The sequence below is a fragment of the Citrobacter sp. Marseille-Q5395 genome (assembly GCF_947057495.1).
Lineage (GTDB): Bacteria > Pseudomonadota > Gammaproteobacteria > Enterobacterales > Enterobacteriaceae > Citrobacter > Citrobacter murliniae.
Genome location: NZ_CAMSEL010000006.1, coordinates 219,309 through 239,751, shown reverse-complemented (window position 1 = coordinate 239,751; position 20,443 = coordinate 219,309). Strand labels below are relative to the sequence as shown.

Here is a 20,443-nt window from a genome sequence, read left to right as displayed (position 1 = left end):
ATTCTTTTACCTCTTACGCCAGACGCGGGTTAACTTTATCTGCATCGATATTGAATTTAGTGATAGCGTCAGCAACCACTTTCTTATCGATTTCGCCACGTTTAGCCAGTTCGCCCAGTGCCGCTACAACCACATAAGAAGCGTCAACTTCGAAGTGGTGACGCAGGTTTTCACGGCTGTCAGAGCGACCGAAGCCGTCAGTACCCAGTACACGGTAATCATCAGCCGGTACGTAAGTACGAACCTGTTCGGCAAACAGTTTCATATAGTCAGTAGATGCTACAGCCGGCGCGTCGTTCATCACCTGAGCAATGTACGGAACGCGTGGGGTTTCCAGCGGATGCAGCATGTTCCAGCGCTCACAATCCTGGCCATCACGCGCCAGTTCAGTGAAGGACGTGACGCTATACACGTCAGAACCTACGCCGTAGTCGTTCGCCAGGATCTGCGCGGCTTCACGTACGTGACGCAGAATAGAACCGGAGCCCAGCAGCTGAACTTTACCTTTGCTACCTTCGAGGGTTTCGAGTTTGTAGATACCTTTACGGATACCTTCCTCGGCACCTGCTGGCATTGCCGGCATGTGGTAGTTTTCGTTCAGCGTGGTGATGTAGTAGTAAACGTTCTCTTGTTTCTCGCCGTACATGCGCTCCAGACCATCATGCATGATGACTGCAACTTCGTACGCGTAAGACGGATCGTAAGAGATACAGTTCGGGATAGTCAGAGACTGAATATGGCTGTGACCATCTTCGTGCTGTAGACCTTCACCGTTCAGCGTTGTACGACCGGAAGTACCACCGATCAGGAAGCCGCGCGCCTGCTGATCGCCCGCCTGCCAGCACAGGTCGCCGATACGCTGGAACCCGAACATGGAGTAGTAAATGTAGAACGGGATCATCGGCAGATCGTTGGTGCTGTAAGAGGTCGCAGCAGCCAACCAGGACGCGCCAGCACCCAGTTCGTTGATACCTTCCTGCAGGATCTGACCTTTCTCGTCTTCTTTGTAGTAAGCAACCTGCTCACGGTCCTGCGGAGTGTACTGCTGGCCGTTCGGGCTGTAGATACCGATCTGGCGGAACAGACCTTCCATACCGAAAGTACGTGCTTCGTCGGCGATGATCGGCACCAGACGATCTTTGATCGACTTGTTCTTCAGCATCACGTTCAGGGCACGAACGAAAGCGATAGTGGTGGAGATTTCTTTGTTCTGCTCTTCCAGCAGCGCACCGAAGTCTTCCAGAGCCGGCAGCTCCAGTTTCTCGGTGAAGTTCGGCTGACGAGCCGGCAGGTAACCGTGCAGTTTCTGACGCTGAGCGTGCAGATAGGTATGCTCTTCAGAACCTTCCGGGAAGGTAATGTAAGACAGGTTTTCAACCTGCTCATCGGTTACAGGAACGTTGAAACGGTCGCGGATGTAACGCACGCCGTCCATGTTCATTTTCTTAACCTGGTGCGCGATGTTTTTACCTTCAGCGGTGTCACCCATGCCGTAACCTTTGATGGTATGGGCGAGGATTACAGTTGCTTTGCCTTTGGTTTCCTGCGCTTTTTTCAGTGCTGCGTAGACTTTCTTCGGATCGTGACCACCACGGTTCAGAGCCCAAATCTGCTCGTCAGTCCAGTCAGCAACCAGTGCTGCGGTTTCCGGGTATTTACCGAAGAAGTGCTCACGAACGTAAGCGCCATCTTTGGATTTGAAGGTCTGGTAGTCGCCATCAACGGTTTCGTTCATCAGCTGGATCAGTTTACCGCTGGTGTCTTTACGCAGCAGCTCATCCCAACGACCGCCCCACATGACTTTGATCACGTTCCAGCCAGCGCCCGCGAAGATGCCTTCCAGTTCGTTAACAATCTTGCCGTTACCGGTGACCGGGCCGTCAAGACGCTGCAGGTTACAGTTGATAACAAAGACCAGGTTGTCCAGTTTTTCACGGGTCGCGATGGTGATCGCACCTTTAGATTCTGGCTCATCCATCTCGCCGTCGCCCAGGAAGGCGTAAACGGTTTGTTTAGAGGTATCTTTCAGACCACGGTGTTCCAGATACTTCAGGAATTTAGCCTGGTAGATAGCACCGATTGGACCCAGACCCATAGAAACGGTCGGGAACTGCCAGAATTCTGGCATCAGTTTCGGGTGCGGGTAGGAAGACAGGCCTTTGCCATGAACTTCCTGACGGAAGTTGTTCATCTGCTCTTCAGTCAGACGACCTTCCAGGAATGCGCGTGCATAGATGCCCGGAGAGATGTGGCCCTGGAAGTAAATCAGGTCGCCGCCATCCTGCTCGTTGCGTGCACGGAAGAAATGGTTGAAGCAAACATCATATACCGTTGCGGAGGACTGGAAGGATGCCATGTGGCCACCCAGCTCGAGGTCCTTTTTAGACGCACGCAGTACGGTCATGATGGCGTTCCAGCGGATAGCAGAACGAATACGACGCTCCAGCTCCAGATTGCCCGGGTATTCCGGTTCATCTTCAACGGCAATAGTGTTTATATAATTGCTGGCCCCTGCACCTGCCGCTACTTTCACGCCGCCTTTGCGGGCTTCTGAAAGCAGTTGGTCGATCAGATACTGAGCACGCTCAACACCTTCTTCACGGATGACCGATTCGATCGCCTGTAGCCAGTCGCGAGTTTCGATCGGATCCACGTCATTTGGGAAACGTTCTGACATGGGGGTATTCCTTATCTATCTAGTACGTTGAGTTATCTGGAACCTGTCCCATTGTGTTCTTGCTCGCAAGAGCACAATAAGACAGGTTCTGCGTTTAGTTGCCGCGCACTTTAATTGGCGCATGATTTACAACATCTTCTGGTTAACTTTCTGCCAGAAAAATCACTAATTCTTTCGTTGCTCCAGACGGCGTAAGGCGCGTTCACGACGGCTTTCCTCACGACTTCTGTCCAGCAAAATTTCTTCGATAAACGCCAGATGACGGTGGGACGCTTCGCGTGCCTCTTCTGGCTTACCGGCAATAATTGCCTCAAAAATACGGGTGCGGTGACTGCTAACCAGTGGCAGCATTTCCCGACGCGCATACAGCAATTCAAAGTTTTGGCGGACGTTCTGGGCCAACATGGGCTCCATACACCTTAGCAAATGGAGGAGCACTACATTGTGTGCCGCCTCAGTGACAGCAATTTGATACTGGAGAACCGCATCAGACTCGCCGTCAAGATCGCCGGACTGTTGAGCAAGCTCGATTGCATGGTGGAGTTCACGGATACGCGTTTTATCTTCATCCGTGCTGCGCAGTGCTGCGTAATATGCAGCAATACCTTCCAGCGCATGACGCGTCTCAAGCAGGTCAAACTGGGATTCAGGATGGTCGGAGAGCAGTTCGACCAGTGGGTCGCTAAAGCTCTGCCACAGGCTACTCTGCACAAAAGTGCCACCGCCCTGACGACGAAGCAGCAAACCCTTCGCTTCAAGGCGTTGGATCGCCTCGCGTAAAGAGGGGCGGGATACGTCGAACTGTTTTGCCAGCTCGCGTTCCGGTGGGAGTTTTTCTCCGGGGCGAAGTGTCCCCTCAAGAATTAAAAACTCCAGCTGCTGCTCAATCACATCGGAGAGTTTTGGTTGGCGGATTTTGCTGTAGGCCATGATTTCCTGTCTTAAGCCATTTGCCCGAAGTCAATTGGTCTTACCAATTTCATGTTCTTGACGCTAAAGTAACAAAGTATTCACCTTCTGTCCATACAGGTTTTGATTGAAATCAGTAAAGCGGGCACATTTTAACAACATTACAGAAATAACGTTTCAAACATGTAACTATGCACAAATGTTAAATTTACCCATCACGGAGTAGTTTTAACGTAATTGAAACGAAAAAATATCTTATCTGAACCGATTCAACTCTCAATTTATCGATTTTGTAAGCACAATTTTCGAATAAAAATTCATATCGGAAATTTTGTGGTAGATAATCCTGTGTTTACAAATGGTTTCTTTTTATTCAACTCGTCATCCCCCCTTCATAAAGCAGGTGCATTCGCGTCCGCATAACATTATTCTGTCCAGGACAAAAGTATTTAGGCAACATTTTACCTACCACTGCCGTAAACAAAACAATACAACAAACGGAATTGCAAACTTACACACGCGTCACTGCGTGGTTCAAAAAATAGGTACTCGAATATAAAGAGTAAAACCACACACGAGGTTTCATGATGGAAAGTCAACAGCATGGCGATCAGCTAAAGCGCGGCCTTAAAAACCGCCATATACAGCTTATCGCGCTGGGTGGCGCGATAGGCACCGGGTTATTCCTCGGGAGCGCATCCGTTATTCAGTCTGCAGGGCCGGGTATTATTCTGGGTTACGCTATCGCCGGCTTTATTGCCTTTTTGATAATGCGTCAGTTGGGTGAAATGGTGGTTGAAGAGCCAGTTGCAGGCTCCTTCAGCCACTTTGCTTATAAATATTGGGGCGGTTTCGCAGGTTTTTCCTCCGGCTGGAACTACTGGGTACTGTACGTACTGGTTGCCATGGCCGAGTTGACTGCCGTCGGGAAATACATTCAGTTCTGGTGGCCAGAAATTCCAACCTGGGTTTCTGCTGCGGTCTTTTTCGTTGCTATCAACGCCATCAACCTGACCAACGTTAAAGTGTTCGGTGAGATGGAGTTCTGGTTCGCCATTATTAAAGTCATTGCGGTCGTGGCGATGATCCTGTTCGGCGGCTGGTTGCTGTTTAGCGGCAACGGTGGCCCGCAGGCCAGCGTCAGTAACTTGTGGGATCAAGGTGGCTTCCTGCCACACGGTTTCACCGGTCTGGTCATGATGATGGCTATTATCATGTTCTCCTTCGGTGGACTTGAGTTGGTTGGCATCACGGCTGCAGAAGCGGATAACCCGGAACAAAGCATCCCCAAAGCGACCAACCAGGTTATTTACCGTATCCTGATTTTCTACGTAGGCTCCCTGGCCGTTCTGCTCTCTTTGATGCCGTGGACGCGTGTGACAGCAGATACCAGCCCGTTCGTACTGATCTTCCACGAACTGGGAGATACATTCGTCGCTAATGCGCTGAACGTCGTGGTGCTGACCGCTGCTCTTTCTGTTTATAACAGCTGTGTATATTGCAACAGTCGTATGCTGTTCGGTCTGGCTCAACAGGGTAATGCGCCAAAAGTACTGATGAGCGTGGATAAACGCGGTGTACCAGTCAACACGATCCTGGTCTCTGCGCTGGTTACGGCTTTATGCGTACTGATTAACTATCTGGCACCGGAATCCGCATTTGGTTTACTGATGGCACTGGTGGTTTCTGCACTGGTGATCAACTGGGCAATGATCAGCCTCGCGCACATGAAGTTCCGCAAAGCGAAACAACAACAGGGCGTTGCCACCCGCTTCCCGGCGCTGTTCTATCCGATGGGTAACTGGATCTGCCTGATTTTCATGGCAGCTGTACTGGTGATTATGCTGATGACACCAGGCATGGCGATCTCTGTTTACCTGATCCCGGTGTGGATTGCCATTCTTGGTATTGGCTATCTGTGCAAACAAAAAACAGCCAGGGCTGTTAAAGCGCATTAATTATACCCCCTACCTGCATAAGGTAGGGGGTATTACCTACGCCGTCCGGCAACAATACGTTAAATCAACGTCCCGTAAATCGTCAGCAGCGCAATAACGACCACCACTACGAACGAAGTTTTCTTGGCCATTGAAACAGCGGCTTTAGGTGTTTCTACTTTATCGGTGTGAGATTCACGCGCCAGCGAGAACTGCGCCAGGCGAGTTAACACCTGATATTGCGAAGTATGCAGATCTCCCAGCGAGGCAAACCAGGCAGGTAGCGCCTTTTCACCATGCCCCAGCAGCGCATAGACCACACCGGCAAGACGTACCGGGATCCAATCCAGCACATGCAGAATCGCATCAATACCCGATTGTAAACGCTGATGAGGTGTCTGATAACGCGCCAACCAGGACTGCCACGCGCGCAGAAAAGCATAGCCTACCAGCGTCACCGGTCCCCATGGGCCACCGACGATCAACCAGAATAACGGCGCCAGGTAAAAGCGAAAGTTGTTCCATAACAGCGCATTTTGCAGTTCACGCAAAAACTCACGCTCATCACAGTCCGGTGGAACACCATGGATAAGCGTGAGTTCGCTGGCCATCGCCTCACGGGCATGTGCATCATTACGCGAAGCCGCATTCAGGTATGCATGGTAATGAAGACGAACCTTACCTGCGCCAATGCACAGCAAGCCAATTGAGATCCAAACCACCAGCAGCGGGACATTAAACAGCAGCCCATGCAGGGCTCGCAGCAGCAAAAACGTCACCGCCATCGCGATAATTGTCATTCCTGATGTGCGCGCCATAGAAAAATGTTTTATCCGGCGGAAGAAGGCTTCGAGCCTGTGGTCAAGCTGCCAGTGTTCACCCAGCTTAAACAGGCGTTCAACCATCAACACCAGCAATGTTGTAAACAGCGTCATGTCATCTCCTTGTGTGACGAGGGGGTGACCAGGGCGCGAAACCTTGCCCAGTCAAAAGACGGACCGGGATCGGTCTTACGCTCAGGCGCAATATCACAATGCCCGGTTATGTTACTGGCAATTTCCGGATAACGCTGAATCAGAGCATGCGTAACGGCTGCCAGTTGCTGGTACTGCGCATCGGTATAGGCCAGCGTATCCGTTCCCTCCAGCTCAATACCAATCGAAAAGTCATTACAGCGTTCACGTCCCTGATAGTTCGATACACCTGCATGCCAGGCGCGTTTATTAAAAGGGACATACTGCACGATCTCGCCGTCGCGACGGATCAGACAATGGGCAGAAACGCGCAAATGGGCGATCTCTGCAAAAAAAGGGTGGGCATTGGGATCAATTGTTCCAGTGAATAACGCGTCTATCCACGGACCACCAAATTCACCAGGCGGCAGACTGATGTTATGAACCACCAGCAAAGAAGGGGTTTCGTCGTCCGGGCGGCAATCGTAATGTGGAGAAGGAACGCGTCGTGCCTCAGCCAGCCCTCATCTAACAACATGCAGAATCTCCTTATTGGTGGTGCTCATATCAGGTTCAGGGTAGCATGTTTCTACCTTATGATTCGTTAGCAATTTGGAGTTTTATCATGCCGCCTCGCCGCTATAACCCTGACTACCGACGTGACGCGCTGTTGGAACGCATAAACCTCGATATCCCTGCTGCTGTTGCCCAGGCACTGTGCGAAGATTTAGGTGGGGAAGTTAATGCCAATAACGATATCACCGCGCAACTTTTGCCTGAGGATATGCGTTCCCACGCTACCGTAATTACGCGTGAAGATGGCGTTTTTTGTGGAAAACGCTGGGTGGAAGAGGTCTTTATTCAGCTTGCTGGCGATGATGTAAGCGTCACCTGGCATGTCGAAGATGGCGACAGTATTAAAGCTAATCAGCCGCTGTTTGAACTGGACGGTCCTTCCCGTGTATTGCTTACAGGTGAACGCACCGCGCTCAATTTTGTGCAAACGCTGTCCGGTGTCGCCAGCGTGGTGCGCAGTTACGTCGACCTGCTGGCAGGGACAAATACCCAACTTCTCGATACGCGTAAAACCCTGCCGGGACTCCGGACAGCGCTGAAATATGCCGTACTATGCGGCGGCGGCGCAAATCATCGACTAGGGCTTTCGGATGCATTCCTGATTAAAGAAAACCACATTATTGCTTCCGGATCGGTACGTCAGGCCGTCGAAAAAGCCTTCTGGCTGCATCCGGACGTACCGGTCGAAGTCGAAGTTGAAAATCTGGATGAACTGGACGACGCGCTGAAAGCTGGGGCGGACATTATCATGCTGGACAATTTTGAGACCGATCAAATGCGCGAAGCGGTTAAACGCACCAACGGCCAGGCCCGTCTGGAAGTCTCAGGGAACGTCACCCACGAAACGCTACGCGAATTTGCCGAAACCGGCGTGGATTTCATCTCCGTAGGTGCACTGACAAAGCACGTTCGCGCCCTCGATCTCTCTATGCGTTTTCGTTAATAGCAAAGTGTATTGCCCGATGGCGCTTCGCGTATCGGGCCTTCTTCCCCGCTTATTCGGCAATTTCTTCGAGCCTTTTCGCAAATACGCCATCTTGCGTTGAAAGAAATATAGATATCTCTGAACCCACCTTCCCGTTTTGTTTTTTGCCTCTCGCAAACGCTCCCTCCTGTTTGCCAAAGTAGCGCCAGCTAACTCAAGGAGAGAACAATGGACAAGCAACGAGGCTTCACGCTTATCGAACTTATGGTAGTCATTGGCATCATTGCCATTCTCAGTGCTATTGGTATTCCGGCCTATCAAAATTATCTGCGCAAAGCAGCACTAACAGACATGCTGCAAACCTTTGTCCCCTATCGTACGGCAGTCGAACTCTGCGCACTGGAGCATGGCGGAACTGAGACCTGTGATGCCGGGACCAATGGTATTCCATCTCCAGCCACGACCCGCTATGTCTCCGGCATGAGCGTTGAAAAGGGCGTGGTTACCCTCACCGGGCAGGAAAGCCTGAACGGTTTGAACATCACCATGACGCCAAACTGGGAAAATGCCAACGGTATTACCGGCTGGAGCCGTAACTGCGGCATCTCAAATGACAGCGCTTTGCAGCAGGCCTGTGAAGACGTTTTCCGATTTGATGCGCAGTAAGAGGACAAGAGATGAATACCACACAACTGACAGCACTGTGCCAGCGTTATCAGGGCATATTGTTGGATGCAGACCATGACGTGGTGCATATTGCCGTCGTGGATGCCCCATCTCACGAACTGCTGGACGCTTTGCATTTTGCGACTACAAGACGCATCGACATCGTGTGCTGGACTCGTCAGCAAATGGAAGGTCACTCACACAATACACGGGCGAGGCTTCCGGCAATCGTCCCTGAAAGCAGTGTTACCGCAGCAGAATTGCTGGATCAGACGTTGCAATCCGCTCTGGCGAAACGCGCTTCTGATATTCACATTGAACCAGCAGAACATCGCTACCGAATAAGGTTACGCGTGGATGGTGTTCTTCACACCTTACCAGATATCGCGACGGATACAGGCATTGCCCTCACTGCAAGGTTAAAAGTATTAGGGAGTCTGGACATTGCTGAGCACCGGCTTCCACAAGATGGGCAGTTTACCATTGATATTTCAGGAGAACCGATCTCGTTTCGCATCGCGACGTTACCCTGTCGTCATGGTGAAAAAGTGGTGCTGAGATTGCTGCATCAGGTTGAGCAGACGCTGGAGATCAAGGCGTTGGGAATGCAGAACGCGCAACTGGCGGCATTTTCACAAGCATTACAGCAACCTCAGGGGCTGGTTCTGGTAACCGGGCCTACCGGGAGTGGCAAAACGGTTACGCTGTACAGCGCGCTGCAAACCAGAAACTCCCCGGATGTGAATATCTGTAGCGTGGAAGACCCAATAGAGATCCCGATCGAAGGACTCAACCAGACTCAAATTCACCCACGCGCAGGTCTCACGTTTCAGAGCGTATTACGTGCGCTGCTGCGACAGGACCCCGACATTATCATGGTGGGTGAAATCCGCGACGGCGAGACGGCTGAGATTGCCCTCAAAGCCGCGCAAACCGGTCATCTGGTCCTTTCAACTCTGCATACCAACTCCACCAGTGAAACGCTGATACGCCTGCAGCAAATGGGCGTAGCACGGTGGATGATCGCCTCAGCGTTGACGCTGGTGATTGCGCAGCGACTCGTCAGAAAACTGTGTCCCTATTGTCGACAACGTCTTGACTCCCCCATCACACTCCCGGCTACGCTGTGGCCCACCCCACTTCCACGCTGGCTGGCGCCTGGCTGCGAACACTGTTATCACGGTTATTATGGCCGCAGTGCATTGTTTGAAGTCCTGCCCGTCACACCAGCATTACGACAGTGCATCGCCAGCGGCACATCCATCGACATCGTGGAATCGGATGCACAGCAGGCGGGGATGCTCACACTTTTCGGTAATGGATGTCAGGCCGTTGAACAAGGATTAACAACGTTTGAAGAGCTGATCCGCGTACTGGGTATGCCCCATGTCAGCTAAACAACTCTGGCGCTGGCATGGAATTAACAACGAGGGACAACCAATGGAGGGGGCTCTTTGGGCGGATACTCGCCCTTCGCTAATATTGGCGTTGGAGCATTCGCATATTACACCGATACGCGTTAAGCGCATGAAGGTTAAAACCTCACAATGGAGCAGAACAAGAAGTCGCGAAGCGATACACCAGTTAGCCACGTTACTTAAAGCAGGACTGACACTTTCCGAAGGATTAGCGCTACTTGCCGAGCAACATCCCAGCAGCCAATGGCAGGCGTTACTACGCACACTGGCTTACGATATGGAACAGGGCATTTCACTTTCCACTTCACTTTCACAATGGCAGCACGTATTCCCTCCATTGTACCAGGCGATGATTCGCACGGGAGAACTCACCGGTAAGCTGGACGACTGCTGTTTTGAACTCGCCCGACAACAGAAAGAACAGCAACAGCTTACTGATAAAGTTAAAAAAGCGCTGCGTTATCCGGTCATCATTCTCACAATGGCTGTCATGGTGGTGCTCGCCATGCTGCATTTTGTACTACCTGAATTTGCTGCCATCTATCGTACATTCAACACCCCGTTGCCGGCACTGACGCAGGGAATTATTGCTGTCGCACAATACAGTAGTCGATGGGGGTGGCTGGCGGGATTACTCGGACTGGCATTGGGGCTGGCATACTGTCTGGTAAAGCAGAAACCCTACTACCTTATTCAGCGTCAGAGATTTCTTCTGTGTTGCCCTGTCATAGGACCATTGGTAAGGGGCCAAAAACTCACGCAGATCTTTACCGTCCTGGCGTTAACACAAAGTGCAGGCATTCCCTTTTTGCAAGGTCTGGAGAGTGTGGCCGAAACGCTGGCTTGCCCTTTCTGGTCTCAACGTTTAGCGCAAGCGCACCGAGACATCAGTGCCGGAAAAGCGATCTGGCTGGCACTCAAAAATGCCGGAGAATTCAGTCCATTGTGTTTACAGCTGGTGAGAACAGGAGAAACGTCCGGCTCGCTGGATGCAATGTTGCAAAATCTGGCACGACATCATAGCGAGAACACAATGTCACAGGCAGAGAACCTGGCTGCGCTACTTGAGCCTGCGCTGCTTGTCATTACAGGGTTGATTATCGGTACACTGGTTGTCGCGATGTATTTACCGATTTTTCACCTGGGAGATGCGATGAGCGGTGTGGGGTAATCCTCAGATGCCGGATGGCGGCGTAAACGGTTTATCCGGCCTACGAAGCACATAACGTAGGCCTTCAAGCAGCACACCATCAGGCATTTTACGATTGACTATCTGTTTTTACAGACTATTGAAAACACGGTTTTCTTGTTCCTGAACACGAATAAACGTTGTACGTTTAGTCAGCTCTTTCAGGCGGGATGCACCTACGTAAGTACAGGCAGAACGCAGACCACCAAGGATGTCACGAGCCGTATTATCAACCGGGCCACGCAGCGGTAGCTTAACGGTTTTGCCTTCCGCTGCACGGTATTGTGCTACACCACCAACGTGGCGCGTCATGGCGGATTCAGAACTCATACCATAGAACAGCATGAATTTTTCACCGTTCTCTTCGACCACTTTACCACCGCTTTCTTCGTGACCGGCCAGCATGCCACCAAGCATCACAAAGTCTGCACCGCCACCAAACGCTTTTGCCACATCACCGGGCATCGTGCAGCCGCCGTCGCTGACAATCATTCCGCCCAGACCGTGAGCGGCATCAGCACATTCAATAACAGCAGAAAGCTGTGGATAGCCCACACCGGTTTTTACACGCGTGGTACAAACAGAACCTGGACCAATACCAACTTTGACAATATCAGCACCAGAAAGCACCAGTTCTTCACACATTTCGCCGGTAACGACATTGCCCGCGCAAATCGTTTTTGTCGGCCATGCTTCGCGCGCTTTCGACACAAACTGCACAAAATGCTCTGAGTAACCATTTGCCACATCGATGCAGATAAAGTTCAGCGCAGGATTCAGGGCCAGGATTTGTTTGGTTTTTTCGAAATCAGCGTCAGAGGTCCCGGTTGAAACCATCACGTGTTTCAGTACATCAGCAGAAGTACCCGCGATGAAAGCAGCCCAGTCTTCTACAGAATAGTGTTTGTGCACAGCGGTCAGGATGTCGAAGGATGCAAGTGCCGTAGCCATTGCAAATGTCCCGACGGTGTCCATATTCGCGGCAATAATAGGTACGCCGGACCAGGTCTGACCTGAATGTTTAAAGGTAAATTGACGTTCCAGCTCAACATCGGAACGGCTTTTGAGAGTAGAACGCTTAGGGCGGATAAGAACGTCTTTGAAACCTAACTTCAGATCTTCTTCGATACGCATGTGCGGATTCCTGGGGTTAATGGCTAAAAATCGAAACTCACAACTCCAGTGACGCTATCATACGCACTAATCAATACCGCGCAAGACTGCGAAATTCTCTTTTTTTACGCTACAATCCCATAAATTTACCTGGCGAATAGTAGGTTAATCCTGCAACAGCCTCGCCTTCGCATGCTTAACTTTTAACTGTTTGATAATCAAACTTAAACTCCAGGATCTGGATCTATGAGGTATACGGTAGCCTTAACCGGCGGTATTGGCAGTGGTAAAAGTACCGTTGCGAATGCGTTCGCTGACCTCGGAATAAACGTGATTGATGCAGATATTATTGCGCGTCAGGTGGTCGAACCAGATATGCCAGCGCTCAAGGCGATTGCCGAACATTTTGGCTCCGAACTCATTGCTGCAGATGGATCGTTACAACGGCGAATTTTACGCGAACGTATTTTTTCCGATCCTGATGAAAAAGCCTGGCTGAATGCCCTGCTCCATCCGCTTATTCAGCAGGAAACTCAGCGCCAGTTTCAACAAGCAACCTCTCCTTATCTGTTATGGGTTGTACCTCTGCTGGTTGAGAATTCATTGTATAAAAAAGCCAATCGCGTGCTCGTGGTTGATGTTACTCCCGAGACACAGCTCAGACGCACCATGCTGCGTGATGATGTGACTCGCCAGCATGTAGAACAAATTCTGGCTGCCCAGGCCTCGCGTGAAGCGCGTCTTGCCGTGGCAGACGATGTTATTGATAATAATGGCGCACCGGATGCCATCGTCTCGGATGTTGCCCGCCTGCACGCGCTCTATTTGCAATGCGCGTCGCAGTTTGTCTCACAGGAAAAACCGTAATGCACACCCAGGTCCTTTTTGAACACCCTCTCAATGAGAAGATGCGTACATGGCTGCGCATTGAATTTCTAACTCAGCAACTCTCCGTTAATTTACCCATTGCAGACCATGCAGATGCACTGCATTTTTTCCGCAACATTGGGGATTTACTGGATGTCTTTGAACGGGGTGAAGTGCGTACCGAACTCCTCAAAGAACTGGAGCGACAACAGCGTAAACTTCAGGCCTGGGTTGAAGTTCCCGGCGTCGATCAAAACCGAATTGACTCTCTGCGCCAGCAGTTAAAAAACGCAGGCAGTATTTTAATTTCGGCCCCGCGCATCGGACAAACATTGCGTGAAGATCGCTTAATTGGTCTGGTTCGCCAGCGTTTAAGTATTCCTGGTGGGTGTTGCAGTTTTGATTTACCAACTCTGCATATCTGGTTGCACTCATCGCAGGCGCAGCGTGACGAACAGGTCGGGCGCTGGATTGCCAGCCTGGAGCCCCTCAATCAGGCGCTGACGCTGGTTCTTGATTTAATCCGTAATTCTGCACCGTTTCGCAAACAGACCAGTTTGAACGGGTTTTATCAGGATAATGGCGAAGATGCAGATTTGCTGCGTTTGCAATTGCCGCTTGATTCGCAGCTTTATCCGCAAATATCTGGCCATAAAAGCCGTTTTGCCATCCGCTTTATGCCACTGGATAGTGAGAATGGCCAGGTACCCGAGCGTCTCGATTTTGACCTGGCATGCTGTTAAGGAATGAATATGTCTGAACAAACTATCGTCAACTGTCCAACCTGTGGAAAGCCTGTCGTGTGGGCTGAAACCAGTCCGTTTCGCCCATTCTGCAGCAAACGCTGCCAGCTAATTGATTTAGGTGAGTGGGCAGCAGAAGAGAAACGTATCCCCAGTTCCGGCGATCTGTCAGAAAGCGATGACTGGAGCGAAGAAAAAGAATAGTAAGACTCAAACCTGCGCGCCATCAGGTATACATGCTTTATGCCGGATGGCAGCGTCGCCTCATCCGGCATAAGAACTACATATTTTGCTTTAACTTCGTAATAACGGGTTCATTTGCCGGCGGAAAATCTTCCGCATTCAGCGCGTTTTGCGCAATCCACTGAGACGGTTGTCCCTCTTTTCCCCATGGCGTGCCTTCCCAACTGTCTACCAGCCAAAACCACAATGTGATATGCCGATCCGGAAACTGATATTCCAGTTTTTCGAACAACCGGCTCTGAATTGGCGTAATCCCAACCTCTTCCTGTAGCTCACGAATCAGAGCTTGTTCAGGTGTTTCACCTGATTCAATTTTCCCACCGGGAAATTCCAGCTTGTTAGCCATATGAGCATCAGCGGCGCGCTGAGTAATAAAAATCTCATTCTGCTGATTACGAATAATTCCAACAGCGATTTGCAGTGTTTTCATATTGTACGTCCATAAAAAAGGCGCAGAATTCTGCGCCTTTTCAGTAAGTTATTTTTTTAGCTCAGACGACCATGGCACTGTTTGTATTTTTTACCAGAACCGCAAGGGCAAGGATCGTTACGACCGACTTTACGATCGCCGGTTTGCGCTGCCAGCTCTTCTGCAACAGCAGACTCGTCATCTTTATGGCTCAACTGCTGCATCTGCGCTAAACGCTCAGCGTCTTCGCGACGCTGCTGCTCCATCGCTTCCACCTCTTCAGGCATACGCACCTGAACTTTACTCAGGGTGCTGATCACTTCATATTTAAGTGATTCCAGCATTGAAGCAAACATGGAGAAAGATTCGCGTTTGTATTCCTGCTTCGGATCTTTCTGTGCGTAACCACGCAGGTGAATACCCTGGCGCAGGTAGTCCATCGCGGCAAGGTGCTCTTTCCACAGGGAATCGAGGGTTTGCAGCATCACTCCTTTTTCGAAATGACGCATCATTTCAGCGCCCACAACTTCTTCTTTACGCTGATAAACTTCAATGGCATTCGCCAGAATACGTTCGCGCAGCGTTTCTTCATGCAGCTCAGGCTCTTTATCCAGCCACTCTGAGATCGGCATTTCGAGATCGAAGTCGTTTTTCAAACGTTCCTGTAGGCCCGGAATATCCCACATCTCTTCCAGTGACTGAGGCGGAATGTACGCATCAATTGTCGCTTTGAAGACATCTTCACGGATACTGTTGATGGTTTCGCTTACGTCGGATACGTCCAGCAGCTCGTTACGTTGGCTGTAAATTGCGCGACGCTGATCGTTGGCGACATCATCGTATTCCAGCAGTTGCTTACGAATATCGAAGTTACGGCTTTCAACCTTGCGTTGGGCGTTGGCAATCGCTTTAGTTACCCACGGGTGTTCAATCGCTTCACCCGGCTTCATACCCAGTTTACGCATCATGCCAGACACACGGTCAGAGGCAAAAATACGCATCAGCGCATCTTCCATCGACAGGTAGAAACGAGAGGAACCCGCATCCCCCTGGCGACCAGAACGACCGCGCAGCTGGTTATCGATACGACGTGACTCGTGACGCTCAGTACCAATAATGTGCAACCCGCCAGATGCTAATACTGCGTCATGGCGAACCTGCCAGTCAGCTTTAATCTTCGCGATCTGCTCTTCAGTTGGGTTTTCCAGCTCAGCGACTTCGGCTTGCCAGCTACCACCCAACACGATATCCGTACCACGCCCCGCCATGTTAGTTGCGATCGTAACGGCTGACGGATAGCCCGCCTGCGCGACAATCGCCGCTTCGTTAGCGTGGAACTTGGCGTTAAGAACGTTGTGCTTGATACCCGCTTTGGTCAACTCATTAGAGACCACTTCAGATTTTTCAATGGAGATAGTACCCACCAGCACCGGCTGGCCATTAGCGGTACGCTCTTTAATATCTTCAATGATTGCCTGAATTTTTTCAGCTTCAGTCATGTACACCAGATCCGGTAAATCCTTACGGATCATCGGACGGTTCGTCGGCACGACAACAGTATCAAGTTTGTAGATAGAGCTGAATTCAAACGCTTCGGTATCTGCTGTACCGGTCATACCGGCCAGTTTTTCGTATAAACGGAAGTAGTTCTGGAATGTGATGGAAGCTAGAGTCTGGTTTTCGTTCTGGATATCCACCCCTTCTTTCGCTTCGACAGCCTGATGCAGGCCATCGGACCAGCGACGCCCCTGCATAGTACGACCGGTGTGCTCATCGACGATGATAACTTCACCGTCTTTCACAATGTAGTCCACATCGCGAGTGAACAGGACGTGCGCACGCAGAGCAGCAGTCACGTGATGCATCAGCATAATGTTGCCCGGAGAGTACAGTGACTCACCTTCATCCATAATGCCTTCGTTCACCAGCAGTTCTTCAATCAGTACCAGACCACGTTCCGTCAGGTTCACCTGACGTGCTTTCTCATCGACAGAGAAGTGGCCTTCGCCCTGGAAAGTATCAGAATCTTCCTTCTCCTGACGGATCAGATGCGGGATGATTTTGTTCACTTTTTTGTACATTTCCGAGCTGTCTTCTGCCGGGCCGGAAATGATCAGCGGAGTACGCGCTTCATCGATCAGGATGGAGTCGACCTCATCCACCAGCGCATAGTGCAGTTTACGTTGAACACGCTCTTCCGGGCTAAATGCCATGTTGTCGCGCAGGTAGTCAAAGCCGTATTCGTTGTTGGTACCGTAGGTGATATCTGCCGCATAAGCTTCACGCTTAGCAGGTGCAGGTAATCCTGACATGTTGATACCCACGGTCATGCCGAGGAATTCAAACAGCGGGCGGTTATTTTCGGCGTCACGCTGCGCCAGATAGTCGTTGACGGTGACAACGTGTACGCCCTTACCACTTAACGCATTCAGGTAAGCGGGCAGCGTTGCGGTCAAAGTTTTACCTTCACCGGTACGCATTTCGGCGATGCAGCGATCGTTGAGGACCATACCACCCAGCAACTGGACGTCGAAGTGGCGCATGCCAAACACGCGCTTACTCGCCTCACGGACAACAGCAAACGCTTCAGGGATCAGGCTTTCAACACTTGCGCCCTTTTCCAGACGCGCACGGAATTCGGCGGTCTTTGCTTTCAGTTCGTCATCGGAGAGTTTTTCCATCTCCGGTTCCATCGCATTAATGACGTTAACCACTTTACGCATACGACGCAGCGTACGTTCGTTACGGCTACCGAATACTTTCGTTAATAATTTGATTAGCATAATAAAATCTCAAACGCCCCGCGGTGCGGAGTCAAAAATTATAAGTTGGAAGGTTCTTTTTTAGCTGAGGCGTTGAGGGCCAGCGCGGATCCCCTGTCGCTGGCTTATCCAGACAGGGATGCTAAACGCGGCTTGAGAAGTAAAATGTGCATACGTCACGCGACTTACGGTCGCTGGCGGTCGGCCTTCTTGCGTCAGCATCGCGCTGAGCGTATTCAGCAAAGCAAGATGATGCGCCTGAATTGGCAAGGGCTCTTCGGCAACGGGAAGCGCCTGAGGGGCCATGGCAAAAGATAGGTGGCGAATGACCGTACGAATAGCATGCTGATGCCAATAATCGACGGTAAAATTCGGACGACGATTAGTCGCTTCCAGCAATGCGAGCTGGCTAAAGTTAACCTTAGCTGATTGCTCGTGATTACTGGCTGTCGCTTTTGCGGGAGTATTAGGTTCAGCAGTATTACCGAGCGCAGGCAGGCCAAAACTCGCCGCGACCATCCCCAACAGGAGATGCGGCCAGAAGTACCGTCTGCCTAACTGTCGCCATCGCGTCAGTATTCCACTCACGTTATTGCCACCTGATATACCCTGAATTTGGGGTTATGAATTCAAAACTTTTTTTGCGCACAAATCTTATCATTAAAGTGTACGCTCCACAGCAGTAATGACGATAAGTCACAGCTAAATATGCTTAAGAAAGCAGCGAACGCACTGTATTTTAATGTCGTGACAGAGAAAAAATTGCATCGGGAAAGGTAGTGGTCAATCAATACAATAAAAAAACGACTGGCTCATCTGGCCGGAGAGAGTGCCAGATTTACCAGTCGAATTTATGCGACAGCTTGTGTCGTTACGCCAGTACGGTCGAAGGTGCTTTGAACGCCAACGGCAGTTCTGCATCGTCCTGGAAGGTCACAAATTCCCAGGCTTCCTGTTTTGCCAGGACGGCCTGCAACAATTTGTTATTCAATGCATGACCGGATTTATACGCGGTAAATGCACCAATAATATTGTGACCACACATGAACAAGTCACCAATCGCGTCGAGCATTTTGTGACGAACGAATTCATCTTCAAAACGCAGACCGTCTTCGTTCAATACGCGATAATCGTCAACAACGATGGCACAATCGAAGCTGCCGCCCAGGCACAGGCCACGGGACTGCAGATATTCGATATCACGCATGAAACCGAAAGTACGCGCGCGGCTAATCTGGCGCATGAACGCATCCGCAGAGAAGTTCATCGCATAGCGCTGTGTACTGGAGTCAATCGCCGGATGGTTAAAGTCGATGGTAAAGTCCAACGAGAAACCATTGTACGGTTTGAATTCAGCCCACTTGTCGCCATCTTCGACACGAACAGTCTCTTTGATGCGTACAAATTTTTTGGCGCAGTTCAGTTCTTCAATACCTGCATCAAGCAGCAAGTAAACGAACGGAGCAGCACTGCCATCCATGATCGGGATTTCCGGGGCATTAACCTCAATAACAATGTTATCGATACCTAAGCCCGCCAGAGCAGCATTCAGGTGCTCAACGGTTGAAATCCGTACATCATGCTCATTGACCAGACACGTACAGAGCATGGTATCACGCACAGATTTGGCATCGGCCGGGAAATCTACCGGAGGATTCAAGTCGGTGCGACGATAGATGACCCCGGTGTTTGCCGGCGCAGGGCGTAATGTCAGGGTGACTTTTTTGCCGGTATGCAAACCGACGCCAGTCGCCTGAACGATACGTTTAAGAGTCCTTTGTTTGATCATCGTATAATCTCGCCAAATTACCTATCCAACCGAAGTGTACTATACATTCGGTGGGCCAGTTTAGCACAAAGAGGCACAATTCCCAAATTCCAGCTAATTCTTAATCAGCTTGCTTACGCAGGAATGCGGGGATATCCAGATAATCCGGCTCTTTGGTGGTCTGCGGCGTATTGTCGTTTACCACTTTTGCTACCGGTTTCTGTTCTTGCGTCAACGGTGCCATACCGTGCTGCTGGTAACGATCCATTACTGGTTGCTGTACCTGCTTGTTGGTCACCAGAGTGATTTCAGGACGCTTGTCCATACCAATTCCAGTGGCAACAACGGTGACGCGCAGTTCGTCGTTCATATCCGGGTCCAGAGAGGTACCGATAACCACGGTCGCGTTATCCGATGCAAATGCACGGATGGTGTTACCTACAGTTTCGAACTCATCCAGACGCAGGTCGAAGCCCGCAGTAATGTTGACCAGCACGCCACGCGCACCCGACAGATCGATGTCTTCCAGCAGCGGAGAAGAGATAGCCATTTCAGCCGCTTCTTCTGCACGGTCTTCACCGCTCGCCACACCGGAACCCATCATCGCGTAGCCCATTTCGGACATCACTGTGCGCACGTCTGCAAAGTCAACGTTCATCAGACCCGGACGGGTGATCAGTTCGGCGATACCCTGAACTGCGCCTTTCAGCACATCGTTCGCTGCACCAAACGCGTCCAGCAGAGAAATACCGCGTCCCAGCACTTTCAGCAGTTTATCGTTCGGGATAGTGATCAGAGAGTCCACATGTTTGGACAACTCAGTGATCCCCTGCTCCGCGAATGCCATACGCTTCTTGCCTTCGAAGTTAAAAGGCTTGGTGACGACAGCAACGGTCAGAATACCTAAATCTTTTGCTACTTCAGCTACCACTGGCGCTGCACCGGTTCCGGTACCGCCACCCATGCCTGCTGCGATAAACACCATGTCTGCGCCGTCAAGCGCTGCACGCAGAGCTTCACGATCTTCATCTGCCGCATTGCGACCGACTTCCGGGTTTGCACCCGCGCCCAGACCCTTGGTGATGCCGCTACCAATCTGAATGGTCTGTCCAACCGCCGTCTTACGCAACGCCTGAGCGTCGGTATTCACCGCGAAGAATTCAACACCTTCGATGCGCTCGCGCACCATGTGTTCAACGGCATTACCGCCGCCGCCGCCGACGCCGATGACTTTAATCACCGCGTCATTGGTTAGTTCCATAGGTTCAAACATAGTTTCTCTCTCCGT

17 protein-coding genes and 1 pseudogene are annotated in these 20,443 nt (G+C 50.9%); 8 read left to right on the top strand and 10 right to left on the bottom strand.

The features are described 5' to 3' along the window. Positions 1–13: 13 nt before the first annotated feature. Both aceE and pdhR read right to left on the bottom strand, forming a co-directional pair. Entirely contained in the window at positions 14–2,677 is a 2,664-nt protein-coding gene (aceE, locus tag OH663_RS09335; protein ID WP_045439866.1) for a pyruvate dehydrogenase (acetyl-transferring), homodimeric type, read from the bottom strand. Between the two features lie 165 nt (positions 2,678–2,842). After that, complete coding sequence (gene pdhR, locus OH663_RS09330) at positions 2,843–3,607, bottom strand: pyruvate dehydrogenase complex transcriptional repressor PdhR (RefSeq protein ID WP_003018699.1); 765 nt, start codon at positions 3,605–3,607, stop codon at positions 2,843–2,845. Between the two features lie 563 nt (positions 3,608–4,170). Between pdhR and aroP the strand changes: the two genes are divergently transcribed. Continuing rightward, complete coding sequence (aroP, locus tag OH663_RS09325; protein ID WP_167493945.1) at positions 4,171–5,544, top strand: aromatic amino acid transporter AroP; 1,374 nt, start codon at positions 4,171–4,173, stop codon at positions 5,542–5,544. A 59-nt stretch (positions 5,545–5,603) separates the two neighbouring features. Here aroP and ampE read toward each other — a convergent pair whose 3' ends face one another. After that, the gene (gene ampE, locus OH663_RS09320; protein ID WP_048222048.1) at positions 5,604–6,458 is read right to left on the bottom strand and encodes a beta-lactamase regulator AmpE; all 855 of its coding nucleotides are present in this window, start codon (positions 6,456–6,458) and stop codon (positions 5,604–5,606) included. Next, positions 6,455–7,014 (bottom strand): annotated as a pseudogene (gene ampD, locus OH663_RS09315) (1,6-anhydro-N-acetylmuramyl-L-alanine amidase AmpD). Before ampD ends, ampE begins: the two are co-directional and overlap by 4 nt. An 87-nt stretch (positions 7,015–7,101) precedes the next feature. On the opposite strand from ampD, the gene nadC reads away from it, so the two are divergent. From nadC to hofC, 4 genes are all read left to right on the top strand, one after another. Beyond that, positions 7,102–7,995 (top strand): carboxylating nicotinate-nucleotide diphosphorylase, encoded by an 894-nt coding sequence (nadC, locus tag OH663_RS09310; RefSeq protein ID WP_045449439.1) that lies wholly within the window; start codon positions 7,102–7,104, stop codon positions 7,993–7,995. A 210-nt stretch (positions 7,996–8,205) separates the two neighbouring features. After that, a complete protein-coding gene (ppdD, locus tag OH663_RS09305; RefSeq protein ID WP_045439856.1) occupies positions 8,206–8,643 on the top strand; it encodes a prepilin peptidase-dependent pilin in 438 nt (145 codons plus the stop codon). A gap of 11 nt (positions 8,644–8,654) precedes the next feature. Next, on the top strand, positions 8,655–10,040 hold the full coding sequence (gspE, locus tag OH663_RS09300; protein ID WP_136345311.1) for a type II secretion system protein GspE: 1,386 nt from the start codon (positions 8,655–8,657) through the stop codon (positions 10,038–10,040). Beyond that, positions 10,030–11,232 (top strand): protein transport protein HofC, encoded by a 1,203-nt coding sequence (gene hofC / locus OH663_RS09295; RefSeq protein ID WP_200011466.1) that lies wholly within the window; start codon positions 10,030–10,032, stop codon positions 11,230–11,232. Before gspE ends, hofC begins: the two co-directional genes overlap by 11 nt. A 108-nt stretch (positions 11,233–11,340) precedes the next feature. On the opposite strand, the gene OH663_RS09290 is transcribed toward hofC, so the two are convergent. Beyond that, positions 11,341–12,384: a GMP reductase gene (locus tag OH663_RS09290; protein WP_048222053.1), complete on the bottom strand. Its 1,044-nt coding sequence runs from the start codon at positions 12,382–12,384 to the stop codon at positions 11,341–11,343. Between the two features lie 225 nt (positions 12,385–12,609). On the opposite strand from OH663_RS09290, the gene coaE reads away from it, so the two are divergent. Genes coaE through yacG form a run of 3 tightly spaced genes read left to right on the top strand, consistent with a single transcriptional unit; the run spans position 12,610 to position 14,177 of the window. After that, a complete protein-coding gene (gene coaE / locus OH663_RS09285) occupies positions 12,610–13,230 on the top strand; it encodes a dephospho-CoA kinase (protein ID WP_200011463.1) in 621 nt (206 codons plus the stop codon). Next, on the top strand, positions 13,230–13,973 hold the full coding sequence (gene zapD, locus OH663_RS09280; protein WP_045439837.1) for a cell division protein ZapD: 744 nt from the start codon (positions 13,230–13,232) through the stop codon (positions 13,971–13,973). The genes coaE and zapD overlap by 1 nt, the downstream gene beginning before the upstream one ends. 9 nt (positions 13,974–13,982) lie before the next feature. Beyond that, positions 13,983–14,177, top strand: a complete 195-nt coding sequence (yacG, locus tag OH663_RS09275) for a DNA gyrase inhibitor YacG (protein ID WP_045439835.1) — start codon at positions 13,983–13,985, stop codon at positions 14,175–14,177. Positions 14,178–14,253: 76 nt separating this feature from the next. Here yacG and mutT read toward each other — a convergent pair whose 3' ends face one another. From mutT to ftsZ, 5 genes are all read right to left on the bottom strand, one after another. After that, positions 14,254–14,646 carry an 8-oxo-dGTP diphosphatase MutT gene (gene mutT / locus OH663_RS09270; protein WP_045439833.1) on the bottom strand — a complete coding sequence of 131 codons (393 nt, stop codon included), beginning with the start codon at positions 14,644–14,646 and terminating at the stop codon, positions 14,254–14,256. 56 nt (positions 14,647–14,702) lie between these two features. Then, positions 14,703–17,408 (bottom strand): preprotein translocase subunit SecA, encoded by a 2,706-nt coding sequence (secA, locus tag OH663_RS09265; RefSeq protein ID WP_045439831.1) that lies wholly within the window; start codon positions 17,406–17,408, stop codon positions 14,703–14,705. Positions 17,409–17,468: 60 nt separating this feature from the next. Then, positions 17,469–17,975: a secA translation cis-regulator SecM gene (secM, locus tag OH663_RS09260; protein WP_045439828.1), complete on the bottom strand. Its 507-nt coding sequence runs from the start codon at positions 17,973–17,975 to the stop codon at positions 17,469–17,471. Between the two features lie 283 nt (positions 17,976–18,258). Further along, on the bottom strand, positions 18,259–19,176 hold the full coding sequence (gene lpxC / locus OH663_RS09255; RefSeq protein WP_045439825.1) for a UDP-3-O-acyl-N-acetylglucosamine deacetylase: 918 nt from the start codon (positions 19,174–19,176) through the stop codon (positions 18,259–18,261). A gap of 100 nt (positions 19,177–19,276) precedes the next feature. Further along, the gene (gene ftsZ / locus OH663_RS09250; RefSeq protein WP_003018753.1) at positions 19,277–20,428 is read right to left on the bottom strand and encodes a cell division protein FtsZ; all 1,152 of its coding nucleotides are present in this window, start codon (positions 20,426–20,428) and stop codon (positions 19,277–19,279) included. Positions 20,429–20,443 lie beyond the last annotated feature (15 nt).

Excerpts from the sequence above, each read along its gene's own strand:
- aceE (WP_045439866.1), bottom strand. The coding sequence starts at position 2,677 with ATGTCAGAACGTTTCCCAAATGACGTGGATCCGATCGAAACTCGCGAC.
- pdhR (WP_003018699.1), bottom strand. The coding sequence starts at position 3,607 with ATGGCCTACAGCAAAATCCGCCAACCAAAACTCTCCGATGTGATTGAG.
- aroP (WP_167493945.1), top strand. The coding sequence starts at position 4,171 with ATGATGGAAAGTCAACAGCATGGCGATCAGCTAAAGCGCGGCCTTAAA.
- ampE (WP_048222048.1), bottom strand. The coding sequence starts at position 6,458 with ATGACGCTGTTTACAACATTGCTGGTGTTGATGGTTGAACGCCTGTTT.
- nadC (WP_045449439.1), top strand. The coding sequence starts at position 7,102 with ATGCCGCCTCGCCGCTATAACCCTGACTACCGACGTGACGCGCTGTTG.
- ppdD (WP_045439856.1), top strand. The coding sequence starts at position 8,206 with ATGGACAAGCAACGAGGCTTCACGCTTATCGAACTTATGGTAGTCATT.
- gspE (WP_136345311.1), top strand. The coding sequence starts at position 8,655 with ATGAATACCACACAACTGACAGCACTGTGCCAGCGTTATCAGGGCATA.
- hofC (WP_200011466.1), top strand. The coding sequence starts at position 10,030 with ATGTCAGCTAAACAACTCTGGCGCTGGCATGGAATTAACAACGAGGGA.
- OH663_RS09290 (WP_048222053.1), bottom strand. The coding sequence starts at position 12,384 with ATGCGTATCGAAGAAGATCTGAAGTTAGGTTTCAAAGACGTTCTTATC.
- coaE (WP_200011463.1), top strand. The coding sequence starts at position 12,610 with ATGAGGTATACGGTAGCCTTAACCGGCGGTATTGGCAGTGGTAAAAGT.
- zapD (WP_045439837.1), top strand. The coding sequence starts at position 13,230 with ATGCACACCCAGGTCCTTTTTGAACACCCTCTCAATGAGAAGATGCGT.
- yacG (WP_045439835.1), top strand. The coding sequence starts at position 13,983 with ATGTCTGAACAAACTATCGTCAACTGTCCAACCTGTGGAAAGCCTGTC.
- mutT (WP_045439833.1), bottom strand. The coding sequence starts at position 14,646 with ATGAAAACACTGCAAATCGCTGTTGGAATTATTCGTAATCAGCAGAAT.
- secA (WP_045439831.1), bottom strand. The coding sequence starts at position 17,408 with ATGCTAATCAAATTATTAACGAAAGTATTCGGTAGCCGTAACGAACGT.
- lpxC (WP_045439825.1), bottom strand. The coding sequence starts at position 19,176 with ATGATCAAACAAAGGACTCTTAAACGTATCGTTCAGGCGACTGGCGTC.
- ftsZ (WP_003018753.1), bottom strand. The coding sequence starts at position 20,428 with ATGTTTGAACCTATGGAACTAACCAATGACGCGGTGATTAAAGTCATC.